The sequence below is a fragment of the Streptomyces sp. NPDC127114 genome (assembly GCF_042677525.1).
Taxonomy (GTDB): Bacteria; Actinomycetota; Actinomycetes; order Streptomycetales; family Streptomycetaceae; genus Streptomyces.
On record NZ_JBHXTJ010000070.1, the window covers coordinates 1 to 25,341 of the forward strand.

The following is a 25,341-nucleotide window of genomic DNA, read 5'->3' on the forward strand; positions in this document are numbered from 1 at the left end:
GGCGAAGCCCGCCGCCGCCGCTCCGGCCGCCGCGAAGCCCGCCGCGCCCGCCCCGGCGAAGCCCGCCGCGGCCCCCGCCGCCGAGGCCCCCGCCGGCCCCGAGCTCATCACCCTGCGCGGCCCCGCCGCCGCCGTGGCGAAGAACATGAACGCCTCGCTGGAGATGCCGACGGCCACGTCCGTCCGCGCCGTCCCGGTGAAGCTGCTCTTCGACAACCGGATCGTCATCAACAACCACCTGAAGCGCGCCCGGGGCGGGAAGATCTCCTTCACCCACCTCATCGGCTACGCGATGGTGCAGGCCATCAAGGCCATGCCGTCGATGAACTGGTCGTACGCGGAGAAGGACGGCAAGCCGACCCTGGTCAAGCCGGACCACGTGAACTTCGGCCTGGCCATCGACCTGGTGAAGCCGAACGGCGACCGCCAGCTCGTCGTCGCCGGCATCAAGAAGGCCGAGACCCTGAACTTCTTCGAGTTCTGGCAGGCCTACGAGGACATCGTCAAGCGCGCCCGCGTCGGCAAGCTGACGATGGAGGACTTCACCGGCGTCACGGTCTCCCTGACCAACCCCGGCGGCCTCGGCACCGTCCACTCCGTGCCGCGTCTGATGCCCGGTCAGTCGGTCATCATGGGCGTCGGCTCCATGGACTACCCGGCCGAGTTCCAGGGCACCTCCCAGGACACCCTGAACAAGCTGGGCATCTCCAAGGTCATGACCCTGACCTCGACCTACGACCACCGGGTCATCCAGGGTGCCGCCTCCGGCGAGTTCCTGCGCATCGTCTCCAACCTCCTCCTCGGCGAGGACGGCTTCTACGACGACGTCTTCAAGTCGCTGCGCATCCCCTACGAGCCGGTCCGCTGGCTCAAGGACATCGACGCCTCGCACGACGACGACGTCACCAAGGCCGCGCGCGTCTTCGAGCTGATCCACTCCTACCGGGTCCGCGGCCACGTCATGGCCGACACCGACCCGCTGGAGTACAAGCAGCGCAAGCACCCCGACCTGGACATCACCGAGCACGGCCTCACCCTGTGGGACCTGGAGCGCGAGTTCGCGGTCGGCGGCTTCGCCGGCAAGTCGATGATGAAGCTCCGCGACATCCTCGGCGTGCTCCGCGACTCGTACTGCCGCACCACCGGCATCGAGTTCATGCACATCCAGGACCCGAAGCAGCGCAAGTGGATCCAGGACCGCGTGGAGCGCCCGCACGCCCGCGTGGAGCGCGAGGAGCAGCTGCGCATCCTGCGCCGCCTGAACTCCGCCGAGGCCTTCGAGACCTTCCTGCAGACGAAGTACGTCGGCCAGAAGCGCTTCTCCCTCGAGGGCGGCGAGTCGGTCATCCCGCTGCTCGACGCGGTCATCGACTCCGCCGCGGAGTCCCGCCTCGACGAGGTCGTCATCGGCATGGCCCACCGCGGCCGCCTGAACGTCCTCGCGAACATCGTCGGCAAGTCGTACGCGCAGATCTTCCGCGAGTTCGAGGGCAACCTCGACCCGAAGTCGATGCACGGCTCCGGCGACGTGAAGTACCACCTGGGCGCCGAGGGCACCTTCACGGGCCTCGACGGCGAGCAGATCAAGGTCTCCCTGGTCGCCAACCCCTCCCACCTGGAGGCGGTCGACCCGGTCCTGGAGGGTGTCGTCCGCGCCAAGCAGGACGTCATCAACAAGGGCGGCACGGACTTCACCGTCCTGCCGGTCGCCCTGCACGGCGACGCGGCCTTCGCGGGCCAGGGCGTCGTGGCCGAGACCCTGAACATGTCGCAGCTGCGCGGCTACCGCACCGGCGGCACGGTCCACATCGTCATCAACAACCAGGTCGGCTTCACCGCGGCCCCCGAGTCCTCGCGTTCCTCCATGTACGCGACGGACGTGGCCCGTATGATCGAGGCGCCGATCTTCCACGTGAACGGCGACGACCCGGAGGCCTGCGTCCGGGTGGCGCGGCTCGCCTTCGAGTTCCGCCAGACGTTCAACAAGGACGTCGTGATCGACCTCATCTGCTACCGCCGCCGCGGTCACAACGAGGGCGACAACCCGCAGTTCACCAACCCGCAGATGTACAACCTGATCGACAAGAAGCGTTCGGTGCGCAAGCTGTACACCGAGTCGCTCATCGGTCGTGGCGACATCACCCTGGAAGAGGCCGAGCAGGCCCTCCAGGACTTCCAGGGCCAGCTGGAGAAGGTCTTCGCGGAGGTCCGCGAGGCCACCTCGGCCCCGGCGCCGACCCAGGTCCCGGACGCCCGGCCCGAGTTCCCGGTCGCCGTCACCACCGCGGTCTCCCAGGAGGTCGTGAAGCGGATCGCCGAGTCGCAGGTCAACGTCCCCGACCGGGTCACGGTCCACCCGCGTCTGCTGCCGCAGCTGCAGCGCCGCGCCGCCTCGATCGACGACGGCACCATCGACTGGGGCTTCGGCGAGACCCTCGCCATCGGCTCGCTGCTCATGGAGGGCACCACGGTCCGCCTGTCGGGCCAGGACTCCCGCCGCGGCACCTTCGGCCAGCGCCACGCGGTGCTCGTGGACCAGGAGACCGGCGAGGACTACACCCCGCTGCTCTACCTGACCGAGGAGCAGGCCCACTTCAACGTCTACGACTCGCTGCTCAGCGAGTACGCGGCGATGGGCTTCGAGTACGGCTACTCGCTGGCCCGCCCGGACTCCCTGGTCATCTGGGAGGCCCAGTTCGGTGACTTCGTCAACGGCGCGCAGACCGTCGTCGACGAGTTCATCTCCTCGGCCGAGCAGAAGTGGGGCCAGACCTCCGGCGTCACGCTGCTCCTGCCGCACGGCTACGAGGGCCAGGGCCCGGACCACTCGTCCGCCCGCCCGGAGCGCTTCCTCCAGATGTGCGCCCAGGACAACATGACGGTCGCCATGCCGACGCTGCCGTCGAACTACTTCCACCTGCTGCGCTGGCAGGTCCACAACCCGCACCACAAGCCGCTCATCGTCTTCACCCCGAAGTCGATGCTGCGTCTGAAGGCCGCGGCCTCGAAGGTGGAGGAGTTCACCACCGGCGGCTTCCGCCCGGTGATCGGCGACACCACGGTCGACGCGGCGAACGTCCGCAAGGTCGTCTTCTGCGCCGGCAAGGTCTACTACGACCTGGAGGCCGAGCGTCAGAAGCGCGGCGACACGGAGACCGCGATCATCCGTCTGGAGCGCCTGTACCCGCTGCCGGGTGCCGAGCTGCAGGCCGAGATCGCCAAGTACCCGAACGCGGCGAAGTACATCTGGGCGCAGGAGGAGCCGGCGAACCAGGGTGCCTGGCCGTTCATCGCGCTCAACCTGATCGACCACCTGGACCTGGCGGTCGGCGCGGACATCCCGGCGGGCGAGCGCCTGCGCCGGATCTCCCGCCCGCACTCCTCGTCCCCGGCGGTCGGCTCGGCCAAGCGCCACCAGGCCGAGCAGGCCCAGCTGGTCGCCGAGGTCTTCGACGCCTGATCCCCGGACCGGGTTCGTACGACCGGAGGCCCGGCACCCCACTCGGGGTGCCGGGCCTCCGGCGTTTCCGCGTCACGGGTTCTCGCGGGAGCTCAGAGGTTGGCCTCGAAGTCCCAGTACGGCCGGTTCCGCTGACGCGCGGACAGGGTGTGCGGGTGCTGGGCGCCGAGCGTCCGGGTGAGGGTGAGCAGGGCGTCCTCCTCCAGCTTGGCCGCCTCCTCGTTCTCCCGGAGCCCGCGCAGGTCGGTGGCGAGCGCCACCTGGCTCGACAGGGTGAGCGGGTGCTCGTTGCCGAGGGTGTGCCGGGCCCGGCGCAGGGTGTCGCGGCTCAGCTCGGCGGCGTCGGCCACCCGGCCGTTGAAGTTGCGGGCGGCGCCGGTGTTGAGGGCGCAGCCGAGGACCCAGGGGTGGTCGGGTCCGAGGGAGGAGGTCAGGCCGGCGAGTGCGGCCTCCAGGATGGCCAGCGCGCCGGTCCGTTCGCCGGACGCCTGCATGACGAGGGCGGTGTTGGCGAGCACGCCGGTGGCGACGGGGTGGGCGGGGCCGAGGAGGGCGCGGTAGCCGGCCTCGGCCTCCTGGCTGAGTTCGCGGGCCTGGTCGAGGTCGCCGTGTTCGCGCAGGTAGTTGGCGTAGTTGTTGATGGACGAGAGCGTGAGGAAGTGGTCGCGCCCGTGCACCTGCTGCATCTGGTCGAGCAGGCTGGCCATGGTGGCGCCGAGGTCCTGCGGGAAGCTGCCCTCCCGCCGTCGGCACAGGGCGAGCTGGGCCCGGGCGTACAGGGTCTGCAGGTGCTGCGAGCCCAGGATCCGTACCTGTACGCGGACGTTGGCCTCCTGACGGGCCAGGGCCTCGCGGTAGTGGCCGAGCAGGCGCAGGTCGTGGGCGACGTTGTTGCTGGTGATGAGGGTCTGCGAGTGCAGGGCGCCGAGGGCGCTCTCCGCGCGGGTGAGGGAGGCGATGTCCTGGTCGTAGGCCTCCTTGTAGCGGCCGAGGCTTCGCAGCACGATGCCGAGGTTGTTCCCGGCGACGAGGGTGAGGTACTCGTTGTCGCCGAGCAGGCGCTGGGCCTCGGCGAGGGCCTCGCGCTGCATCCGCTCCGACTCCTGGTACTGACCGAGGTAGCGGAGGTCGAGGGCGATGGAGATGGCCGAGCGGAGGGAGCCGAGCGGGTCGGGGGCCGCCGCCTCGTCGAGGCGGGCGCGCAGGGCGAGGTCCAGCTGGTACGCGTCGCGGAAGCGTCCGTACTTGCGCAGGATGTCGCACTCCTGGTTGGTGAGCTCCAGCATCTCGGGGCTCACCGGGTCCATGAAGCCGGCCCACTGTTCCCGGATCTTCTCCGCGAGCCGGATGCCGGCCCGGTACTCGGCGCTGCGGTAGCAGTAGCGCAGGCAGTTGAGCACGGCGGTCTGCACGCGCGGGTTGCGGCTGGCCAGTGCCCCGGAGGGCTCCAGGTGCGGCAGGAGTTCGGCGTAGCGGGGCCAGTTCCGGCTGTCCATGGGGTCGCCGGGGTCGGCCTCGGCGAGCAGGGTGCGGACGGCCTTGCGGTGGGCCGTGCGGTGTTCGCCGTCGGTGAGCCGGGCGACGATGTCGTGGACGAGCCGGTGCATGTGCACGGACTCCTGGTGGGGTCCCACCTCGCCGCTGACGACCGAGCCGCGTGACTCGCGGCTGAGCACGGAGAAGTTCACCAGGGTGTCCAGGGCCCGGGACCAGGCGGCCAGGTCGGTGACCATCCAGCGCAGGTCCTCGGGGAGGTCGGCCTGCGGGTAGGCGCGGATGAGACCGAGCGGGATGCGGCCGGGGGCGAAGGACGCGCACAGGCTGAGCACGTCGATGGCCTGGGGCTGGGACAGCCGGAGCCGGTTGATCAGTATCGACCAGGAGGTGAGGGAGGCGTGCGGGAAGCCCTCTCCGCCGGACGGCTCGTCGACGGTGGAGAGCCGTCCGTCCCGGACCATGCGGAGGTACTCGGGGACCTCCATGCGGGACTCGCCGAGCCAGGCGGCGGCCTGGACGAGCGGCAGCGGCACGTCGCCGAACTCGGCGGCGACCTCGTCGGCCTCGGGTGCGGTGATGTGCGGGGCGCGGCGCATGAGGTACGCGGTGGACTCGGCGCGGTCGAAGCTGGGGACTTCGAGGATGTCGGTGTAGTCGCCCCAGCCGCGGTTGCGGGAGGTGATGAGGACGTGGCCGGGTCCGTGCGGCAGCATCACGCCGGCGCCGTCGGTGTCGTCCCAGCCGTCGAAGACGACGAGCCAGCGGGAGTGCGGGGTGCCGCGGCGCAGGGCCTCGCGGACGGCGCGGATGCGCTCGCCGGGCTCGTTGCCGGTGGACAGGCCGAGTTGGGCGGCGAGCTCGCCGAAGCGGTCGCGCTGGACGTTGCGGTCGTCGGAGCTGACCCACCACACGACGTCGTAGTCGGAGCTGAACCGGTGGGCGTACTCGGCGGCGATCTGGGTCTTGCCGATGCCGGACATGCCGAGCAGGGTGCAGGCGGCGTTGCCCCGCTCGGCGTCCATGAGCCGTTCCTGGAGCTCGGTCAGCAGGTCGTCGCGGCCGGTGAAGCGCGGGTTGCGGCGCGGGACCTCGCCCCAGATCTCGGGCGGCGTGTCCGGGAAGCGGACGAGTGCGCCGGCGGACAGCCGGCGGCCGGCGGTGCGGCCGGGGTCGATGCCGAGCCGACTGAGCAGCCGGGCCTCGGCCTCCTCCTCGCCGACGCCCCACAGGCTGACGGGTTCGAGGACGGCGGTGGCCGGGAGCAGGGTGCGGTTGGTGAGGTTGACGGCGGCGAACCGCTCCGCGTGGGCGGCGACGAAGCCGCGCAGCACGTCGTTCCACTCGCCGGCCTGGCGCGGGCCGAGCTGGAAGAACCAGTCGTCCAGGACGAGCAGCACCTGGCCGCGGGCGAGCAGCAGGTCGCCGAGCGAGTCCTCGAGGGGCACGTCGCGGGGCGGGTCCCAGCGCTGGAGGCTGGCGCGCACCCCGTGGGCGTCGAGCCGCTGGTTGATCCAGGTCGCCCACGGGCGGTGATAGCCGGGGAAGACCACGAGGACGTGCGCCGGCGCACTCCTGGCTCCGTGGTCCACCGCACCGCCCGACCGCTGTTCCGCCATGTGTCGTGTCTCCCGTCCCGCTCCCGCACGCAACGCAGTGTCATGTGCCGTAGGCACAGTGTTACCCAGCGGCGAGGGGAGTCGCGCCGAGGCTCGCATGGTGCCGCCTCATTTGGTCCGCGAACTCCCGTCCCTCCGCAGTCAGTTCATCGGATTCAAGCAGGATCGTCAGTGCGTCGCCCACCTGATCGTGGATGTCGTCGAACTGTTGCCCGGCGCGGGACCGCCAGGCCTTCGGCACCTCGTCGGCGGTGGCCGCGCGCCGCCACAGGTCGGCGAGGGCCAGGTGCGCGTAGGCGCCGTGCAGCACGCCGGCGATGGGCCTCGGGTCCGGCCGCCAGCCGACCCGGTGCACGGTGTCCCGCCCGGGGCCGTAGAGCGGCACGAGTTCGTGGAGCGTGGCCAGTTTGCTGTGGTGCAGCTCGTGGACGAGCGTTTCGGCCATCCCCTGGGCTCCGGCGGGCAGCGAGGTCAGTACGGCTCCGGGGGCGGCGCTCAGCGTGGCGCCGCGGTGCCGGGGACCGCGCGGGACGAGGGGGACGACCACGCGGACGGCCCGGGCGATCTCGGCGGCCCGGCCGGGGTCGGTGCGCCGCAGCAGGTCCTGGGCGGCGCGCCAGCGGGCGGACCAGGCCGCGTGGTCGGTGTCGGCGTGGTCGGCCGCGGTGCCGACGGCGCCGCCGCCCGCCCCGGCCCGGTACGGGTCGAGGTCGTCCAGGCATGCCGCGCCGCCGGGCAGCGGGTGGAGCTGGCTCCAGCCGGGCCCGTGGCCGGTGAGGAGGCCGTGGCGCACGCCGGTGAACGTCAGGACGGCGGGCGCGGCACGGCGGGCGCCGTCCGGGTGGAACCGTACGATCCGCTCGCCCGCGCTGATCCGGACGCGGGCGGCGGCCACGCGCAGCCGGCCGACGCCGGGCAGGGAGAGCAGTCCGTCGGGGGTCTCGACGGTCACGTCGAGCGGGCCGCCGGCGCGCAGGGCGGCGGTGGCGGCGATGCTGTCGAGGCGGGCCAGCAGCCGGTCGAAGCCGGGTCCGGCGGGTTCGGCGAGCGCGCCGGCGAGCCAGGCACCGGTCGTCGGGTAGTCGAGGACCTCGCGGACCACGGCGGGACGGTGCCGGTCGACCCGCTCCACCAGCTCCCAGGAACGCTCGAAGCGCCGGAGCGCGCCCGGTTCGACGGTCCCGCGGTGCCGGTGCACCCGGACCAGGAGCGCCTTGAGGAGCAGCAGTCGCCGGGTGTGCAGGGCGGAGCCCAGGAAGGCGAGCCCCGCCGGGTCGGGGCTCGTCCGGGCCAGCCGGGCGAGGGCGGCCTCGGACAGGGGCACGACGTTCACTCCCGCCTCCCCGGCCCGTCGGCGACCGGGCGGCATCTGGCCGGAAACGGCCGGTCGGCGCGGCCGATGCGCCGGAGGTCAGCGGGCCGGGCGCCGCGGACCCGGCCATGATCCGGAAAGTACGCGTCAGTCCTCGAACCAGGAGTCGGCCAGGTCCTGCGGGCGCCACAGCACCCGCTCGACGGCGGCGGCCAGGTCGGGATCGTCCATGAAGCGCAGGGTCCGCAGGTCCACGCCGGTGAGATCGGGCAGGCGTCGTGGCCGCGCACCGGCCCGGTCGACGCCTGCGACCCGCTTCGTGTGCTCCAACACCCTCGGCTCCTCCTCACCGACCCTTGTCCCCCACGGTCGTAGCGGCGGAGCGGTTCTTCCCGACGGCCGAAAGCCGGAAACCCGTTCGACTCAACTGCGCCCATGTGCGCCCCCGTTATCCAGCCGTTCCGCCTTTCCTTCGCGCCACTCCCACCAGGGCGGTGCGATCCGGCGCCGTTCCTCGCGGGAGAAGCGCTGCGGCGTCCGGCGGGAGTCGGCGCCCACTTCGGCGAGCAGGGTCCGGGTCCGTTCCACGTCGGTCCAGTCCACCGTCAGCAGCGACGCGTCCAGCCGGCGCCACTGCTCGGCGGCGGCCTCCAGGAGCCGGGTGGCGCGGGCGCGGCGGTCCGTCAGGTGGAGCAGGGCTCCCTGCGCGTGGAGGGCGCGGGCGAGGGTGACCGTGCCCGGGGTGTCGCCGTGGGCGGCGCGGGAGTCGGCGGCGGCGTTCTCGTACGCGGCGAGCGCGTCGGCCAGTGAGGCGTCGAGGGCCACCTCGCTCAACCGGGCGCGGACCCAGCCGAGTTGCAGCCACACCTCGGCCCGCGCCGCGGGCCCGCGGGCGGCCCGTACGGCCTGTTCGAGGAGGTGCCGGCTCTCGAACAGGTCGGGCAGGAAGCCCGCGCGGTCGAAGCGCAGCGCGAGGACGCTGCCGATGAGGACGACGGCCCGGGAGCGGACGCCCGAGTCGGCGGGCAGGCAGGTCAGGGCCTCGCGGAGGACGGACTCGGCGCGGTCGACGGGCGCGGTCCCGGTGGCGGCGGCGGCCCGGCGCAGCAGCGACTCGCCCCAGGTCAGCAGGAGCCGGCCGCGCTGTTCGCCCTCGGCCGGGGTGAGCAGCGTGGCGCTTTCGTACGCCTCGTCGGCGGCCGGGCCGTCGCCGGTGCTCTCGTACAGCCGGGCCCGCGCCGTGGTCCAGCGCAGCCGCAGCGCGACGGAGTCGCCGAGCAGGGGTTCGGCCCGGTCGAGGGCGTCGGCGACGGACTCGGGGGCGCTGCCCGCGAGCTGGTGGGCGTCGGCGAGGTCGAGCAGCACCGGGCCGCTCGCCTCCGTGGCCAGGGCCTCGGTGAACGCGGTGGCCGCGGCGTGGCCTTCGCCCCGGGCGAGCAGCAGCCTTCCGCGCCGTACGAGCAGGGCGTGGCGGTGGCTCTCGGGCCAGTCGGCCGGGTCGCCGGCGAGGGCGGCGAGGGCCGCGTCGAGCATGCCGTCGTCGCCGCTGTCCCGCCACAGGGCGTGCCGGGCGGCGGCCTGTTCGAGGCGGGCCTCGGCCCCGTCGGTGCCGCCGGGTCCGGCGAGCTCCGCGGCCCGTACGAGCTCGGTCACGGCCCGTTCGAGCAGCTCCCGGCGCTGTCCCCGGTCCCGTACGGCGACGGTGCCGGCCTGCGCGTGCAGGACCTGGCCGAGGACCAGCCGGGCGGCGGCGATCTCGTCGGGGCGGCCGGGCGGCCCGTCGGCGGCGAGCGCGGTCTCGACGAGCTCGCGGGCGGAGTCCAGGAGGGACGGGTCGGACTGGGCGCGCCACTGGTCGAGCAGCCGGCGGGCGGCGGCGAGCGGTTCGGGGGTGACGAGGTCCGGGTGGTAGAAGCGCAGCACGCGCGCGGGGATGCGGGCGAAGAGCTCGGACGCGGCACCGGCCGGCTCCTCGTCCTCCTCTCCGGGACCGGGGGCCGCGGAGCCCGGCGTCCGCTCGTCCTCGTCGGTGCCGTGCCCGGCGAGCCGGGCGGCGGCGAGCGCGGGGAAGTTGCGCATGCCCTGGCCGAAGTGGCGCTCGACGAACTCGGAGCAGTGTTTGAGCACGAGCGCGGCGGCGCCCCGGTCGAGCGAACTGAGCAGGTGCTCCTGCACGGCCGGCGGGTAGCTGAAGCAGGGGTACGGCGTGGGCTCGGGCAGGCGCCGGAGGAGCCCGCTGAGCAGCACCTCGGCGAGCTCCATGGGTCCGGTGTCGGGGAGCATGGCGCGCTGCACGAGCTGCATCACGGGCAGGGCGAGCGGGGCGGCGGCGAGGTGGACGGCGAGCCGCACCGCTCCTGGGGAGGCTCCGGCCCGGAAGGCGCGCAGCAGTTCCTCGTCGGCGCGCCGGACGGACCGCCCGGGACCGGGTCCGGCACCGGGTCGGGCCCCGACTCCGGCGGCGGTCGTCGCGGCGGCCGTGGCTCCCGTGTCCGGGCCGATGCGCGCGGCCCAGCCGTGTACCGCTCCGCCGCCGTGGCCGGTGAGCAGCCGGGCCCAGGAGGCGAAGGCCTCCGGGGTCGGGGTGAGCACGGGAACGGCCCGCAGGTCGGCGGCGACGGGCTCCCAGGCCTGTTCGTCGGGTTCGAAGCGGACGTGGCCGCCGGGGGTCGCGGGCCGTACCAGGGTGCCGGGTTCGACGGGCAGTCCGGTGCGCTGCCACAGCCGGGGCGGCAGCGGCTGGACGAGGGCGAGCGGGGAGTGCCGTGGCCACTGGTGGATCAGCCGCTGGGCGGCGCCGCGCTGCCAGAGCGGGCCGACGCAGTCGCTGACGACGAGCGTGAGGCGACGGCCGGTGGGTTCGTGGAGCTGGTCGCCGGGCCTGAGCCGGGGCCGGCCGTCGCGGTCCGAGGTGGTGGTGACGAGCGGCGGGCCCTCTCCGGTGTCGTGGAGGCGGTGGACCTGGACGTCGCGGAAGGCGCCGGACTGCTGGCAGGCCTGGCGCAGTTCCTCGACCATCCGGGTCCACACGACCATCGCGGGGCCGGCGTCCATGAGGAGCTGGATGTCGGGGCGCTGGCCGGCGGCGGGGCGCAGGACGGGAGTGAGGATGCCGGAGGCGGCGCTGCGTTCGGCGGTCGCCTCCTCGTCGAGGCGTTCCTCGCCGGGCCGGGCGGGGAGGTGGGCGGCGTAGTGGCGCAGGGGCCGGAGCGCCTTCTGCAGTCCGAGCAGCCCCGGCAGGGCGTTGGCGCCGGGGGCGCGGACGGGCAGGGCGGCGCCCGGCAGACCGCGTGCGCTCCCGCCGCCGGCCCGGCCGCCGCCTGCGGTGACGGTCGCGGTGCCGCGGGGCGGCGGCATGAGGAGGTCGACGGTCTCGCCGGGGCGCGTCGGCGATGCGGGAGTGCCGGGTGGGGGCGGTGGTGCTGTCGTGGCGGGGGCGCCGGTGGCCGGATCTCGACGGTCTCCGGGAGCGTCGGAGGTGCCGGAGGGGCGGGAGGGGTCGGAGCTGCCGGAGGGAAGCCGGTCCGGCGGCGGGTCCGTCCCGGCGTCCTCCTCCGGTCCTCCTCCGGAGCCGTCCCCGTCGGCGCGCGGCAGCCACTGGGCGAGCCAGACGGCGTCCGCGAGCTCCTCGGCGGTCGGGTCCTGCCCGCCGGCCCGGAGTCTGCGGGTGAGCTCTTCCAGATGCATCCGGTGCATCCGGCCATCACCTCGGCTGATCGAGCGGCTGCATGAGCATGTCCGCGATGCGGTCCCGGGTCACCCGCTCGGCGCGGGGGGCGTGCTGGGTCAGATAGAGGGCGTTGAGGAGCTGGTCGGTGGCGATGACCTCGCCGGGCTCGCGGTCGAGGAAGCGGGCGACGAGACCGGGTTCGGACGCCGCGGCGTCCGCGCCGAGATGGGCCTCGATCATGGCGTTCAGCTGCTCCTCGCCGGGCGGCTCCAGTTCCAGGCGGATGCAGCGGCGCAACAGGGCGGCGGGGAAGTCCCGTTCGCCGTTGGAGGTGAGGACGATGAACGGGAAGGTGGTGCAGCGGATCCGCCCTCCGCGCACCGGGACCTTGCGGCCGTCGTCGGTGAGCACCTCCACGACCGGCTCGCGGTCGGCGAGCCGCTCCAGCTCGGGGATCGCGAACTCGCCCTCCTCCAGGGCGTTCAGCAGGTCGTTGGGCAGGTCGAGGTCGCTCTTGTCGAGCTCGTCGATGAGCAGCACCCGGGGCAGCTCGGAGGGGAGCAGCGCGGTGCCGAGCGGTCCGAGCCTGAGGTACGAGCCGATGCCGGCCGGGCTCGCGGCGCTCCCGTCGGCGTCGGCGCGGGCGCGCTCCAGCTGCACGTCCTGGAGGCGGCCGATGGCGTCGTAACGGTAGAGCCCGTCCTGGAGCGTCGACCGGCTGACGATGGGCCAGCGCAGCACCCGGCCGAGGCCGAGCTCGTGGGCGACGGCGTGGGCGAGGGTGGACTTGCCGGTGCCGGGGTTGCCGGTGACGAGCAGGGGGCGGCGGAGGTAGAGCGCGGCGTTGACCGCGTCCGTCTCCGCGGGTCTGGGGTGGTGGTTCTGCACGAGCCTGCGGCGCACGCCGAGCCGCCGGTCGGACCCGGCGAGCGTGTCGTCGGCGCCGCCGGCGGAGAAGTCGCGCCAGGGCGGCGGCGGGGGAAGCCGCCGTATCTCCTCGTGCGGATGGCCGGCACCACGGTAGATCCGCCAATCGTTCACGCCTGACTCCTCCTGGCTGTGATGACTGTGCCGGCCCCGACGAAGGTACCGCTCGACGGCCCGCCCTGCCGACTACCAAACCGGCCCGGTTGCCCATGAGTTGACGGAGGATCGGGCCGCGCGCGCAGCGCCCTCGACCGTGGCGCCCGGACGCGCGCGGGGCGGCCCGTGGTGGGCGCACCCGCTCGATGCCGCGGGCGGTGAGCGGCCGGCATGCGCTTCCGCCCCTGCGATGCGGTGCCCTGGACGGGCCGCCCGGGGAGCCGGGTACGGGCCGCGTCCGCGGGGCGGGCGGCCGCGCGGCTCACCGGTCGCCCTCGCCGAGCAGCGGCGGCCCCTGCAGCGGGGCCTCGTACGGTGGGCGGTCGGGCGGGTCGTAGAGGACGGCCAGGTCCTCGGCCCAGGCGTGCTCGGACCGCTCCTCGGGGCCGGCCTCGGCGTCGTCGGCCCGCATCCGGCGCAGGGTGCGCACCGGCCGGTGCAGGCCCTCGGCGCCGCGTACGCCCTCCAGGAACATGCCGGCCCGCTTGTGGAAGTCGGCGCAGTCGGCGTGCTCGCGGGCCGAGTGCCGCCACAGGGCGATCGGGTGGCCGGCGGCCAGCGCGGCCTCCATGGCCCGGTGGCCGTCGCCGCCGCCCGCCGGGCCGCAGTAGACCGGCACGCTGCCGTCGGCCGCGGCGTCGAGACGGATGAAGGCGGCCATCCGGCTCTCCCTGCGCAGCTGCGGCGCGTGCCCCTCGGCGCCCTGGGTGAGGACCTCGGCGCGCAGCGGGACGGCCCGCAGCGGGCCGCTCTCGCTGCCCCGCCAGCGCCGCCGCCACTCCGGCGACGGCGGGTGGTGGCTGCGGTAGCGGTCGCGGATGACGACGGCGCGCCGCTGGCCGAGCGGCAGCGAGCGCTCGCCGAAGGGCTCGTCGTCGGGCGAGAGCCGCCAGGTGTCGAGCGGTTCGTCGAACAGCTCGCGCGGCAGCACCACTTCGACGGCCGCGAGGTGGTCGCCGCTGTCGCCGAGGCCGAGCGCGTCGGCGAGCGGGCCGCGAAGCGTCTCGCGGAGCCGGTCGCGGGTGACTCCCGTGTCGTCGCCGCTGAGCGGGCTGACGGTGCGGCCGTCGAAGAGCAGCATCACGCGCCAGGCGTAGCGCTGCGGGGTGCTGTACGGGACGGCGTCGACCTCGACGCGGACGTCGGCGCGCGCGCCGGGCCGCCGGCCGGGGCGGGCCGCGGCGGGCGGGGGCGCGGGGTCGAGCAGGGCGGTGATCTCCTCGTGCACGGCGGGGTGGGCCTCGCCCGACTCGTCGGCGATCCAGTCGATCAGCCCGGGCAGGCCGGCCTCATCCCCGTACCGCTCGGTGATGTGGCGCACGACGTGTGCCGCGTACAGCAGGACGGCGTCGAGGCCGAGGTCCGCGCCTTCCAGGCGGCCGGCGGGCAGTTCGTGGAGGAGGCCCACGCCGTCCCGCCAGGTGCGGGCGTCGGTCTCCAGGACCGCCTGGTAGTCGGGGTGCAGGACACGACGCTTGACCGCGTCGACGAGGGACATGACCTCACCGGGGCCGTCGGGTGGCGGGAGTTCGGCGAAGTGGCCGTAGAGGTGGGCCCGGCGGCGCGGGCTCACCCCGCGCGCGGTGGGCGACCACAGGGCGGTCTGGGCGGCGGTCCAGCCGCGCCCGGGGCGGCTCGCGCGCCGGCGGTGGTGGCGGTCGTGGGCCCGTAACGCGTCGTGGAGCAGCGGCGCGTCGGACAGGTCGTGGAGCTCGCGCAGCGAGGTCAGCGGGACGACCGCGCCCTCGCCGTCGCCGCGGCCCTTGATGACGCCGATGACGGCGCCGCGCCCGAGGTCGACGACGGGACCGCCGGAGCAGCCCTCGATGAAGACGGCGTCGCGCACCAGCAGGGCCTTGCCCACGGCGCCGAACGCCTCTCCCTCCACGTCACGGACGCCGGGCTCGCCGGTCTGGAGGGCCCAGCCGTGCATGCTGACCCTGCTGGGGGTGGTGGGGGGCCGCTCGCTGAGCCGTACGCACTCGGCGTGTTCGGCGCCCTCGACGCGGACGAGCGCGAGGTCGGGGAAGTCCCAGGAGGCGAGCTCCTGGTCGGGCGTCGCGGGGCGCGGCTTGGCCAGCACGACCCGGCCGGTGGTCCGGCCGCCCTCCCAGGTGATGCCGACGGCCGGTTCTTCCCTCCACACCGCGCTTCCCCCCTTGGCCACGACGTGGGCGCAGGTCAGCACCCAGCCGGGGGCGATGAAGAAGCCCGTGCCCCAGAACGGGTCGCCGTGCGGGTCATACCCGCCGCCGGGAGCGGCGATGCGCACGAGCGCGGGGCGCACGAGCGCGTCGAAGGCGCTCATGCGGCGCCAGGGCCGCCAGGGCCGTTCTCCGGCGAGACGGCGGGCGCGGGAAGGGTGGGGGTGGAGGTGGGGGCGGAGGTGGGGAGAGCGGGTGCGGGGAGGGCGGGCGCGGAGGGCGGGGCGGCGGTTGCGGTCGAGGTGGCGGGCTCGCGGCCGGGCTCGGTCCAGGTCAGGGAGACGTTGACCGAGGCCTTGCCGCCGCCGTCGGCGAGCACGCCGATCACCTTGCCCGCCTGCGCGGAGAGTTCGATGCCGAAGCTGACGGCGACCTCGACCGAGCCCTGCGGGTCGAGTCCGGCGCGCAGCGAGCCGACCACCCCGCGCACCACGTCGGTCAGGCCGCCGGCCATCGACACCACGCGGTCGCCGATCCCGGTGTCCTGGAACCCGCCGCCCCGGCCGAGTTCCTCCGCCCCGCTGATCCGGGCCCAGACGGGCGTGCCGTCGTCCAGCCGTATCCGAGCGATCCCATGCGTCACAGCGGCCCCCGCTCCCCGAAACGATGATGAACGAGGCTAGACCGTGGTGCGGAGGAGCAACAGGGGACGCGGTCGGGTCCGCCGGCCACGGCCTATTCTGATCGCATGTACTTCACCGACCGTGGCATCGAGGAACTGGAGAAGCGGCGCGGCGAGGAGGAGGTCACCTTCGAGTGGCTCGCCGAGCAGCTCCGGACGTTCGTCGACCTCAACCCCGACTTCGAGGTGCCGGTCGAGCGCCTCGCGACCTGGCTGGCCCGACTCGACGACGAGGACGAGGACGAGTAGGGGGACGAGCACGGACACGAGCAGGGAGACGAGCAGGGTCGGGACGGGCTCACGGGCCTGTCAGGACGGGGTGTCGCGCAGCCGGTCGTAGGCGAGCCCGAACACCCCGTGGGCGACGAGCAGCACGCCGGCCGTCACCCAGCCGCCGCTGCGCCGCCCGACGCCCCAGGCGAGCAGCGGCACTCCCGCCGCGAGCTGGGCCGCGGCGAGCAGCCGGGCCCTGGGACCGCGGAGGTACGGGCCGAGCCGGCCGCCCTCCACCGCGTCGAGTTCGGCGCGTACGGCGTCCCGCAGGGCGGACCGTTCGAGGAATTCGGCGCCCTGGGCGTGGGCCGCGGAACGGAGCCGGTCGGCGCCCTCGCCGGGCGTGAGGCCCGCGGGCAGGTCGAGTCCGGTGCGGGCGAGGACCGCGGTGAGCCCGACGATCCGGGCGTGGGCGTCGGCGTCCGGGTCGCGCCGGGTGAGGGGTTCGAGGGCCTGGACGTCGAGCACCGGGTCGAGACCGAGCCGGTCGGCGAAGGTGCGCATCGCCTCGTCCTCGCCGGCCGGGGTGCCGTCGGCGAGCCAGGTGTAACCGACGGTGCGGCGGAAGCCGGCGGCGAGCGTGAACCCGGCGCGGTCCGCGTCCCACCACAGCGCGAGGACCGGCCGGCCGGCGGCGGAGACGGCGAGTGCGGTGGCCCAGCCGGTGACGACCCGGTCGACGGGTTCGCCGTCGTCGAGCCACGGCTTCCCCTCGGGGACGAGGACGCTCCAGTCGGATCCCGCGGGCGCGAGGAGCAGCTGCTCGCGGAGCAGCTGGGCCGGCGGGCGGACCGCCGGGAGCTCGGCACGGCAGAGCAGCAGCGCTCCGGTGGAGCGGGAACCCGGTGTCGCAGTCATGCCCCCACGCTAGGCCACTTGTCCCGATATGACGGCGATTGCCCCACTCTCGGCTCACCCTCGACTCCCTTCCCGACTCACCCTGAGCTTCCCTCCCGACCCGCCCCCGACTCCCTTCCGGACTCACCCCGGGCCCCCTTCCCCACCCGCCCCGGCCCACCTCGACGCGCCCCCGACGCGCCCCTGTCAGGGGTGAGTCGGGGTTGACTCGACGAGAGTGCGATATATCGTGTGTATCGGAAGACGCGATATGTTGCGTCGATGTCCGTGACACGGGAGGTCAGCACCATGACAGAGTGGTCCGTCACCGAGCCGGGAAAGATCCCGCTGGCCGGCCCCGTGAGCCAGGTGCAGGTGCGCGTGGTCAACGGAGCGGTGAACGTCGTGGGCACCGACGAGGGTTCCGCCCGGCTGGAGATCTCGGAGATCGAGGGTCCGCCGCTGATCGTCTCGCAGGAGGGCTCCACCCTGACGGTCTCCTACGAGGACCTGCACTGGAAGGGCTTCCTGAAGTGGCTCGACCCCAAGGGCCACCGGCGCCGGGTGGTGGTCTCGGTCGCGGTCCCGACGGGCGCCGACGTCGAGATCGGCTCGGTCGCCGCCGAGACCGTGGTCTCCGGCGTCCAAGGGCGCACGGCGGTCCGCTGCGTCACCGGCGACACCACGCTGGTGGGTCTGCGCGGCCCGGTCCGGGCCGAGACGGTCTCGGGGAACCTGGAGGCCCAGTCGGTCACCGGAGCGCTCCAGTTCAACTCGGTGACCGGCGACATCACCGTGATCGACGGCGCCGGGTCCGCGGTGAAGGCCGAGACGGTCAGCGGGGACATGGTCATCGACCTCGACCCGGCCGCCGGCCTGGACGGGCCGCCCGCCGACATCCGCCTCACCAGCGTCTCCGGCGAGGTCGCCATCCGGCTGCCGCACCCGGCGGACGCCAAGGTCGAGGCGAGCACCACCAGCGGCTCCGTCTCCAACGCCTTCGAGGACCTGCGGGTCGGCGGACAGTGGGGCGCCAAGTCCATCACCGGCACCCTCGGCGCCGGACGCGGCGTGCTCAAGGCGACCACGGTCTCCGGCTCCATCGCCCTGCTGCGCCGCCCCGACCCCGAGCCGGACGACGACGGCCACGGCGACGGCACGGCCGCCACCTCCCCCACGTCCGGAAAGGTCCTCTGACATGCCGCCCGTCTTCGCCCACGGCCGTCTCCGGCTCTATCTGCTCAAGCTGCTCGACGAGGCACCCCGCCACGGGTACGAGGTGATCAGACTCCTGGAGGAGCGCTTCCAGGGCCTCTACGCCCCGTCGGCGGGCACGGTCTACCCGCGGCTCGCCAAGCTGGAGGCCGAGGGCCTGGTCACGCACGCCACCGAGGGCGGCCGGAAGGTCTACTCGATCACCGACGCCGGCCGCGCCGAACTGGCCGGGCGCGGCGGAGAACTGGCCGACCTGGAGGTCGAGATCCGCGAGTCCGTCTCGGAGCTGGCCGCCGAGATCCGCGACGACGTGCGCGGCGCCGCGGGCAAGCTGCGCAGTGAGATGCGGGCGGCGGCCAGCGCCTCCCGCTCCACCACGAGCTCGCCCTCCTTCGCCGAGGCCAGGGAGGAGCTGCGCAAGGCGAAGCAGGAGTGGAAGGAGCAGGCCCGCCAGGCCCGCGCCGAGGCGCAGTCGGCGCGCCGCCAGGCCAAGGAGTTCCAGCGGATCGCCAAGCAGGTCCAGGAACAGGTCCAGGACCGGGTGAAGCACGGCGACTGGCCGACGGGCGTGTGGGAGGGCATCTCCGACATCACGGCCCAGCTGGGCAACCTGGTGACGGGCACGGTCCACGGCCCGCCCTCCGCCCGCCCGGCCTCGCCCGAACAGGCCGTCTCCGACTGGGCCAAGGACATCGACGGCGCGGCCGAGCCGGCCCGCGAGCTCGACCGCCTCCTGGACCGCTTCCGCGACGACATCCGCGACGCCGCCCGCGACCACGGAGTCTCCCGCACCCAGCTCACCGAGGCCCGCCACCACCTGTCGACGGCGGCGGACCACATCCTCACCCTCCTGTCCCCGACCAACAGAAAGCCGTAAGGGCGGCCCGTCCGCCGGGGCAGGGGGCCGGGGACTGCCCGGTCTTCTTGCTCCTCAGCCCCGTCCGGTTGCTCCCCAGCCCCGTCCGGTCGCTCCTCAGCCCCGTCCGGTCGCCGTCACCGTGACCGTGACCCGTGCGCCGGGGGCGGCGAGGACGACGGCCCGGCCCGCCTTCGGGCGCAGCACGATCGCCCTGCCCTCGGTCTCGACCTGCCACGCGCCCGGGGGCAGGGAGAGTTCGGTGGCACGGGAGCCGCGGCCGGGGGCGTCGTCGTACGCGAGGCGGTAGACGCCGGCGGCCGGGTCGTAGGAGGAGGTCCGGACGGTGCCGGCGACGGCCTCCGCGTAGGGCTCGGCGGTCAGCTCCTTGTTCGTACGGAAGGCGCCCGCACCGTCCACCGCGCAGTAGCCGCCGCCGTAGCACCACTCCCAGCCCGCCCAGCCCGAGCCGTAGCGGCCGAGGGAGGCCATCGCCTCGCGGAAGAAGCGGTTCATGTTCGGCAGGGAGTTGTTGAGCGGCCCCCACTCGCCCACCAGCACCGGCACCCCGTACTCCTTCGGGTACTGGGTGACGGCCGCCTCGTAGGCCTCGATCCAGCCCGCCGCCGGGTCGTAGTCGGCGCCCGCCTCCATGCCCGTGTTGTAGAAGTGCGGTGCGTAGACGACCTTCGGGTCGTCGATCCGGCCGAGCCCGGTGGGCACGCCCTCGCCCACGATGGGGGTCGGCTCGACGAACACCCAGCCGTCCCGGTCGACCGACCGGATCGCGTCCGCGATCCGGTCGTACATGGGCGTGACCTGCTCGCGCTCGATGCGCCGGGCCGCCGTCGCCAGGTCCTCGCCCTCGCGCAGCTCGCCCATCGGCTCGTTGAGGAGGTCGTAGCCGAGGACGGCCGGGTGGTCCTCGAAGCGTTCGGCGAGCACCCGCCACATGCGGGCCTGGGCCCGGCGCAGGTCCTCGTCCTCGTAGAGGTGGGTGAAGGCCCGCTGGACGGCGGGTTCGAAGTACTCGGAGAACCAGTCGTCGGGGTGCGGGGTGAAGGACAGCCCGTCGGTCCGGGTCGCCCACTCCGGGATGCCCCGGTGTCCGAACGCGGGCCCGAAGACGTCCTGGTGGGCGTCGAGGACGACCTTCATGTCGTACTTCCGGGCCCAGTCCAGCAGGCGCTCGATCCTGCGGAGGTAGTCCTCGCTGTAGCGGCCGGGCCGCGGTTCCAGGTCGTCCCAGAAGACGACCACGCGGGCGAGGTTGAAGCCCTTGGCGCGCATGTCGCGGAAGTGATTCTCGGTGATAGCGCTCAGGGCCTGGTCGCCGCTGTGGGCCTTGTCCGCGACGTTCCAGCCGCGCAGGGTGAGGACGCGGCCCCGGGAATCGGTGAGGGCGGGTATCGCACCGTCCCTTCCGTCCCCGCCGCCCCTTCCGGTCTCGGCGTGCGCGGTCGTCGGGACGAGGAGCGCGGCGACAACGGCGGTTGCCACGAGGGTGGTTCGCAAGGAGGACCTCCAGCACGAGGAAGTGAGCGTTGTTCACCTTTCACGTGCCGGAGATCCCATCAGCCCGACTGACGAGTCATCAAGAGGTCGGGAGCAGGTTGCTTCAGGAAGCCGTCGGGAAGCCGTCGAGAAGTCGTCAGGACGTCGTCAGGAAGTCGTCAGGACGATCTTGCCGAAGAGCTCGCCCGACGCCATCTTCTCGAAGCCCTCCCGGGCCCGGTCCAGCGGCAGCACCTCGTCGATCACCGGCCGCAGACCCGTCGCGGCGCAGAACGAGAGCAGGTCCTCGAGTTCGTCCTTGGAGCCCATGGTCGAGCCGACCACCTTGAGCTCCAGGAAGAAGATCCGGGTCAGCTCGGCGTGCGACGGGCGGTCGCCGCTGGTGGCGCCGGAGATGACGAGCGTGCCGCCGGGGCGCAGCGACTTGACCGAGTGGGACCAGGTCGCGGCGCCGACGGTCTCGATGACCGCGTCCACGCGCCGCGGCAGCCGCGCGCCGGGCTCGTACGCCTCGACGGCGCCCAGCTCGACGGCCCGCTTCCGCTTGGCCTCGTCCCGGCTGGTGGCGTAGACGCGCAGGCCGGCCGCCTTGCCGAGGGCGATGGCGGCGGTCGCGACGCCGCCGCCCGCGCCCTGCACGAGGACCGAGTCACCGGGCCGTACACCGGCGTTGGTGAAGAGCATGCGGTACGCGGTGAGCCAGGCGGTCGGCAGGCAGGCGGCCTCCTCGAAGGAGAGCTCCCTGGGCTTGGGCAGCACGTTCCAGCTGGGCACGGTGACCCGCTCGGCGAAGGTGCCCTGGTAGCGCTCGGTGAGGATGGAACGCGGCTCGTCGGGGCCGACGCCGTGTCCGGTCTGGCCGATCACGGAGTGCAGGACGACCTCGTTGCCGTGCTCGTCGATGCCTGCGGCGTCGCAGCCGAGGATCATCGGCAGCTTCTCCTCGGGCAGCCCGACCCCGCGGAGCGACCACAGGTCGTGGTGGTTGAGCGAGGCGGCCTTGACGGTGACGGTGGTCCAGCCGGGCCGTGCCTCGGGTTCGGGGCGTTCGCCCAGTTCGAGGCCGTTCAGCGGCTGGTCGCGGTCGATTCGGGCGGCGTAGGCAGCGAACATGGCCCCGACCCTAGGGGCCGGACGGTGAGTGACGGAACCTCGCACCGCTGTGACGCATGTCCCTCCCGGCCGTACGGCAACGGCCCCGCCCCTACGGCAGGGGTCCCGCGCCGCGCCCGGACACGAAACCCGTACGCCGAAGGACCCCCGTACGCCGAAGACCCCCCTACGCCGAAGGACCCCCGTACGCCGAAGGGCCCCGCCCGGTTCGGCCGAACCCGGGCGAGGCCCCTCGTGGTGCTGCGCGCGTCAGCGGCGGGCGACGCCCTCCGCGCGGGCGGCGGCGGCGACCGCGGCCGCGACGGCCGGGGCGACCCGCTCGTCGAACGGCGACGGGATCACGCACTCGGCGGACAGCTGGTCACCGACCACGCCCGCGATCGCGTCGGCCGCGGCGATCTTCATGCCCTCGGTGATCCGGGAGGCCCGGACCTGGAGCGCGCCGGCGAAGATGCCGGGGAACGCGAGGACGTTGTTGATCTGGTTCGGGTAGTCCGAACGGCCGGTGGCCACGACCGCCGCGTACTTGTGCGCGACGTCCGGGTGCACCTCGGGGTTGGGGTTGGCCATGGCGAACACGAAGGCGTTCGGCGCCATGGACGCGACCGCCTCCTCCGGGACCGTGCCGCCGGAGACGCCGATGAAGACGTCCGCGCCGGCCAGCGCGGTCTCCAGGGAGCCGCTGAGGCCCGCCTTGTTGGTGAGCCCGGCGATCTCGCGCTTGACGTCCGTGAGGTCCTCGCGGTCGCTGCTGACGATGCCCTTGCGGTCGGTCACGCAGACGTCACCGATGCCGGCCTCCAGCAGGAACTTCGCGATCGCCACACCGGCCGCGCCCGCGCCGGAGATGACCGCGCGCAGGTCGCCCAGGGTCCGGCCGGTCAGCTTCGCCGCGTTACGGAGGGCGGCGAGGGTGACGATGGCCGTGCCGTGCTGGTCGTCGTGGAAGACCGGGATGTCCAGGCGCTCCTGGAGCTTGCGCTCGATCTCGAAGCACCGGGGCGCCGAGATGTCCTCCAGGTTCACGCCGCCGAAGGACGGGGCGAGCCGGACGACGGTCTCGACGATCTCGTCGGTGTCGGTGGTGGCGAGCGCGATCGGAACCGCGTCCACGCCGCCGAACTGCTTGAAGAGGATGGCCTTCCCCTCCATGACCGGAAGCGAGGCCTCCGGGCCGATGTCGCCGAGGCCGAGCACCGCCGTGCCGTCGGTCACGACCGCGACGACCTGGGACTTCCAGGTGTAGTCGTTGACCAGCTCGGGCTGCTCCGCGATTGCCGTGCACACCTTGGCGACGCCGGGCGTGTACGCGAGGGACAGGTCGTCCTTGTCACGCAGCGGCACCGTGGCCTGGATGGCCATCTTGCCGCCGCGGTGCAGCGCGAACACCGGATCGAAGGGCTCTCCGGGAGCCCCTTCCGTACCGCTCTCGCTGCGAGGATTGACGATCTCCGCTGCCATTGGGTTGACCCCTTAAGTCTTCTTCATTTGAGGGTGGCCACTCCTTGTTGAGGAGGGGTGGGTGGGTCCCGCGGCCGCCCTGTCTGGCAGCCGCGCGGGCGCGCCGCACAACGCGCCCTGAGCCCCGGATGAGGGGTGTAAGGATCCTTCTTACCGGACAGAAGGCTCCGGAGACGAGTCCATACCTCCTCGGTGACGCGACTCATACCGAGTGCTACCGGCCCCGGATGGAGCATGGATAGAGAAGGACTCGTCACCGATGTCCGGATAGGTGCACCCGACACCCGAATAGCGGCCTTCATGTCGTCCGAATGGCGAGATAGGCAGGAGAATCTTCGGTACCGGCGGCACCTCTCCGCAGAAGGTTTCGCCTTGGGGGGACTGGCCATCGCGATTCGGCCACGACCCGTTATCCGATTTTGACATCCGTGGCCGTCGGTTTGAGGCGGTCCGAATGGCAAGATGCCGTAATCACACGAGGTCGCGGCACTCGAAGGTGCGTGCGCGACCTAAGGCAACTCCCTCACACGCCGGAGGAACCCGACCATGACCGCACGCTCCACGCGCTGTACGACCGCCGCCAAGACCCGCACGTCCCGTCTTGCCGCGGTCGCCGCCATCGCGGTCGCCGGCTCGATGCTGCTGACCGCCTGTGGCGACCAGACCGAGGGCGGCTCCACGAAGGAGGGCGGCGAGTCCACGGCCGCCGCGAGCAAGGCCCCGCTCTTCTCGAAGCTCCCGGCCGACGTCCAGAAGGCCGGCGTCATCAAGGTCGGCACGGACGCCTCGTACGCCCCGATGGAGTTCACCGAGGGTGGCAAGATCGTCGGCGTCGACCCCGACATCGCCCAGGCCCTGAGCAAGCAGCTCGGTGTGAAGTTCGAGTTCACCTCGGGCACCTTCGACGGCCTGATCACCTCGATCTACACCGGCCGCCAGGACCTGATCATGTCCTCGATGACCGACAACAAGAAGCGCCAGGAGGGCCTGGACGACAACGGGAAGAAGATCGGCAAGGGCATCGACTTCGTCGACTACTTCTCCTCGGGCGTCTCCCTGCTCGTCAAGAAGGGCAACCCGCAGGGCATCAACTCCCTCGACGACCTGTGCGGCAAGACCGTCGCCGTCCAGCGCGGCACGATCTACGAGGACACCTTCAAGGCGCAGGCCACCAAGTGCGGTGACAAGAAGCTCACCATCCAGGCCTTCGACACCGACGCCGAGGCCCAGACCCGCGTCAAGGCCGGCGGCGCCGTCGCCGACCTGAACGACTACCCGGTCGCCGCGTACATCGCGAAGACCTCCGGCGGCGGCAACGACTTCGAGGTCGTCGGCAGCCAGAGCGACGTCGGCCTCTTCGGCATCGGCGTCTCCAAGGACAACACCCAGCTGCGCGACGCCGTCAAGGAGGCGCTCGACGCGATCATCAAGGACGGCTCCTACGCGGAGGTCCTGAAGAAGTGGGACGTCGAGGACAGCGCCGTGAAGCAGGCGACCGTCAACGCCGGCAAGTGATCTCCTCGCTCCACTGAAGGGCAGTCGTCGTGACTGACAAGATCTCCAAGGAACCGGCCGACGCCACGCCGGCCGGCTCCGGCCCCTCGGGCACCCCGTACGAGGCGATCAAGGCGATCCCCGTGCGCCACTACGGCCGCTGGATCAGCGGTGTCGTGGTCGTGGTGCTCCTCGGGTGGCTCCTCTACGCCTTCTCCCAGGGCAACATCATCTGGGACACGGTGTGGGACAAGCTGTTCGACCCGTCGATCCTCGACGGCCTGGCCAACACGGTCATCATCTCCGTCGCCTCCATGGCTCTCGGCCTGGTCCTCGGCATCGTCTTCGCCGTGATGCGCCTGTCGAAGAACCCGGTCACGGGCGCGGTCGCCTGGCTCTACATCTGGTTCTTCCGCGGCACCCCGGTGTACGTGCAGCTGCTGGTGTGGTTCAACCTGTCGCTGATCTTCGAGTACATCAACCTCGGGCCTATTTACAAGAACGAGACCGTGGACGTCATGACGCCGTTCATGGTCGCCCTCCTCGGTCTCGGCCTCAACGAGGGCGCCTACATGGCGGAGATCGTCCGGGCCGGCATCCAGTCGGTCGACGAGGGCCAGACCGAGGCCGCGCACGCGCTCGGCATGTCCCAGACCAAGACCATGGGGCGGATCGTTCTTCCGCAGGCCATGCGGGTGATCGTGCCGCCGACCGGCAACGAGTTCATCAACATGCTGAAGACCTCGTCGCTCGTCTCGGCGGTGCAGTACACCGAGCTCCTGCGGGCCTCGTCGAACATCGGCAGCACGGCCGGCGCCGTGATGGAGATGCTCTTCGTCGCCTCCATCTGGTACCTGGCCCTCACCAGCGTCTTCAGCGTCGGCCAGTACTACCTGGAGCGCCGCTTCGCCCGCGGTTCGACCCGTAACCTGCCGCCCACCCCGTGGCAGCGGGTCAAGAAGAACCTCACCACGTTCAAGCGTTCCCCGGAGATGGCAGCATGACCGAGCCCATGGTCAAGGCCGAAGGCGTCCACAAGTCCTACGGCGCAGCGCACATCCTCCGAGGCATCGACCTGGAGGTGCAGAACGGCGAGGTGTTCTGCCTCGTCGG

At 72.9% G+C, this 25,341-nt stretch carries 17 protein-coding genes and 1 pseudogene; 7 read left to right on the forward strand and 11 right to left on the reverse strand.

Features of this window, described 5'->3' with window-relative positions; genetic code table 11:
* On the forward strand, positions 1 to 3,460 hold a 3,460-nt coding region (locus ACFVGS_RS36015; RefSeq protein WP_385696583.1), incomplete at its 5' end, for a multifunctional oxoglutarate decarboxylase/oxoglutarate dehydrogenase thiamine pyrophosphate-binding subunit/dihydrolipoyllysine-residue succinyltransferase subunit.
* Between the two features lie 92 nt (positions 3,461 to 3,552).
* Here the strand turns inward: ACFVGS_RS36015 and fxsT are convergent.
* The 7 genes from fxsT to ACFVGS_RS36050 form a co-directional block, all read right to left on the reverse strand.
* Complete coding sequence (gene fxsT, locus ACFVGS_RS36020; protein ID WP_385696586.1) at positions 3,553 to 6,573, reverse strand: FxSxx-COOH system tetratricopeptide repeat protein; 3,021 nt, start codon at positions 6,571 to 6,573, stop codon at positions 3,553 to 3,555.
* A gap of 61 nt (positions 6,574 to 6,634) precedes the next feature.
* On the reverse strand, positions 6,635 to 7,906 hold the full coding sequence (locus tag ACFVGS_RS36025; protein WP_385696590.1) for an aKG-HExxH-type peptide beta-hydroxylase: 1,272 nt from the start codon (positions 7,904 to 7,906) through the stop codon (positions 6,635 to 6,637).
* Positions 7,907 to 8,032: 126 nt separating this feature from the next.
* Positions 8,033 to 8,218, reverse strand: a complete 186-nt coding sequence (locus ACFVGS_RS36030; protein ID WP_384422785.1) for a hypothetical protein — start codon at positions 8,216 to 8,218, stop codon at positions 8,033 to 8,035.
* A 90-nt stretch (positions 8,219 to 8,308) separates the two neighbouring features.
* Positions 8,309 to 11,581 carry an SAV_2336 N-terminal domain-related protein gene (locus ACFVGS_RS36035; protein WP_385696593.1) on the reverse strand — a complete coding sequence of 1,091 codons (3,273 nt, stop codon included), beginning with the start codon at positions 11,579 to 11,581 and terminating at the stop codon, positions 8,309 to 8,311.
* Positions 11,582 to 11,588: 7 nt separating this feature from the next.
* Positions 11,589 to 12,596: an AAA family ATPase gene (locus ACFVGS_RS36040; RefSeq protein ID WP_384422779.1), complete on the reverse strand. Its 1,008-nt coding sequence runs from the start codon at positions 12,594 to 12,596 to the stop codon at positions 11,589 to 11,591.
* 304 nt (positions 12,597 to 12,900) lie between these two features.
* Positions 12,901 to 14,946 (reverse strand): trypsin-like peptidase domain-containing protein, encoded by a 2,046-nt coding sequence (locus tag ACFVGS_RS36045; RefSeq protein ID WP_384422778.1) that lies wholly within the window; start codon positions 14,944 to 14,946, stop codon positions 12,901 to 12,903.
* Positions 14,943 to 15,425: a CU044_2847 family protein gene (locus ACFVGS_RS36050; RefSeq protein ID WP_384422775.1), complete on the reverse strand. Its 483-nt coding sequence runs from the start codon at positions 15,423 to 15,425 to the stop codon at positions 14,943 to 14,945. The genes ACFVGS_RS36045 and ACFVGS_RS36050 overlap by 4 nt, the downstream gene beginning before the upstream one ends.
* Positions 15,426 to 15,530: 105 nt before the next feature.
* On the opposite strand from ACFVGS_RS36050, the gene ACFVGS_RS36055 reads away from it, so the two are divergent.
* Positions 15,531 to 15,713, forward strand: a complete 183-nt coding sequence (locus ACFVGS_RS36055) for a DUF6104 family protein (protein WP_003961784.1) — start codon at positions 15,531 to 15,533, stop codon at positions 15,711 to 15,713.
* A 60-nt stretch (positions 15,714 to 15,773) separates the two neighbouring features.
* Here ACFVGS_RS36055 and ACFVGS_RS36060 read toward each other — a convergent pair whose 3' ends face one another.
* Positions 15,774 to 16,595 (reverse strand): hypothetical protein, encoded by an 822-nt coding sequence (locus tag ACFVGS_RS36060; RefSeq protein ID WP_384422773.1) that lies wholly within the window; start codon positions 16,593 to 16,595, stop codon positions 15,774 to 15,776.
* A gap of 288 nt (positions 16,596 to 16,883) precedes the next feature.
* Here ACFVGS_RS36060 and ACFVGS_RS36065 point away from each other — a divergent pair, with 288 nt between their 5' ends.
* Entirely contained in the window at positions 16,884 to 17,771 is an 888-nt protein-coding gene (locus ACFVGS_RS36065; RefSeq protein WP_384422792.1) for a DUF4097 domain-containing protein, read from the forward strand.
* A gap of 1 nt (position 17,772) precedes the next feature.
* Entirely contained in the window at positions 17,773 to 18,666 is an 894-nt protein-coding gene (locus ACFVGS_RS36070; RefSeq protein WP_384422771.1) for a PadR family transcriptional regulator, read from the forward strand.
* 96 nt (positions 18,667 to 18,762) lie between these two features.
* Here the strand turns inward: ACFVGS_RS36070 and ACFVGS_RS36075 are convergent, their stop codons facing one another.
* From ACFVGS_RS36075 to ACFVGS_RS36085, 3 genes are all read right to left on the reverse strand, one after another.
* Positions 18,763 to 20,160: a cellulase family glycosylhydrolase gene (locus ACFVGS_RS36075; RefSeq protein WP_385696597.1), complete on the reverse strand. Its 1,398-nt coding sequence runs from the start codon at positions 20,158 to 20,160 to the stop codon at positions 18,763 to 18,765.
* A 147-nt stretch (positions 20,161 to 20,307) separates the two neighbouring features.
* Positions 20,308 to 21,273 (reverse strand): zinc-binding dehydrogenase, encoded by a 966-nt coding sequence (locus tag ACFVGS_RS36080; protein WP_384422765.1) that lies wholly within the window; start codon positions 21,271 to 21,273, stop codon positions 20,308 to 20,310.
* 249 nt (positions 21,274 to 21,522) lie between these two features.
* Entirely contained in the window at positions 21,523 to 22,734 is a 1,212-nt protein-coding gene (locus ACFVGS_RS36085) for an NADP-dependent malic enzyme (protein WP_384422762.1), read from the reverse strand.
* A gap of 546 nt (positions 22,735 to 23,280) precedes the next feature.
* Between ACFVGS_RS36085 and ACFVGS_RS36090 the strand changes: the two genes are divergently transcribed.
* The 3 genes and pseudogenes from ACFVGS_RS36090 to ACFVGS_RS36100 form a co-directional block, all read left to right on the forward strand.
* Positions 23,281 to 24,249 carry an ABC transporter substrate-binding protein gene (locus ACFVGS_RS36090; RefSeq protein WP_384422759.1) on the forward strand — a complete coding sequence of 323 codons (969 nt, stop codon included), beginning with the start codon at positions 23,281 to 23,283 and terminating at the stop codon, positions 24,247 to 24,249.
* 29 nt (positions 24,250 to 24,278) lie between these two features.
* A complete protein-coding gene (locus tag ACFVGS_RS36095) occupies positions 24,279 to 25,232 on the forward strand; it encodes an amino acid ABC transporter permease (RefSeq protein ID WP_384422758.1) in 954 nt (317 codons plus the stop codon).
* Positions 25,229 to 25,341: pseudogene (locus ACFVGS_RS36100) on the forward strand (ectoine/hydroxyectoine ABC transporter ATP-binding protein EhuA); the annotation flags it as partial. The gene ACFVGS_RS36095 and the pseudogene ACFVGS_RS36100, both read left to right, overlap by 4 nt.

Excerpts from the sequence above, each read along its gene's own strand:
- ACFVGS_RS36085 (WP_384422762.1), bottom strand. The coding sequence starts at position 22,734 with ATGGCAGCGGAGATCGTCAATCCTCGCAGCGAGAGCGGTACGGAAGGG.
- ACFVGS_RS36060 (WP_384422773.1), bottom strand. The coding sequence starts at position 16,595 with ATGACTGCGACACCGGGTTCCCGCTCCACCGGAGCGCTGCTGCTCTGC.
- ACFVGS_RS36070 (WP_384422771.1), top strand. The coding sequence starts at position 17,773 with ATGCCGCCCGTCTTCGCCCACGGCCGTCTCCGGCTCTATCTGCTCAAG.
- ACFVGS_RS36090 (WP_384422759.1), top strand. The coding sequence starts at position 23,281 with ATGACCGCACGCTCCACGCGCTGTACGACCGCCGCCAAGACCCGCACG.
- ACFVGS_RS36065 (WP_384422792.1), top strand. The coding sequence starts at position 16,884 with ATGACAGAGTGGTCCGTCACCGAGCCGGGAAAGATCCCGCTGGCCGGC.
- ACFVGS_RS36035 (WP_385696593.1), bottom strand. The coding sequence starts at position 11,581 with ATGCACCGGATGCATCTGGAAGAGCTCACCCGCAGACTCCGGGCCGGC.
- ACFVGS_RS36055 (WP_003961784.1), top strand. The coding sequence starts at position 15,531 with ATGTACTTCACCGACCGTGGCATCGAGGAACTGGAGAAGCGGCGCGGC.
- ACFVGS_RS36045 (WP_384422778.1), bottom strand. The coding sequence starts at position 14,946 with ATGAGCGCCTTCGACGCGCTCGTGCGCCCCGCGCTCGTGCGCATCGCC.
- fxsT (WP_385696586.1), bottom strand. The coding sequence starts at position 6,573 with ATGGCGGAACAGCGGTCGGGCGGTGCGGTGGACCACGGAGCCAGGAGT.
- ACFVGS_RS36080 (WP_384422765.1), bottom strand. The coding sequence starts at position 21,273 with ATGTTCGCTGCCTACGCCGCCCGAATCGACCGCGACCAGCCGCTGAAC.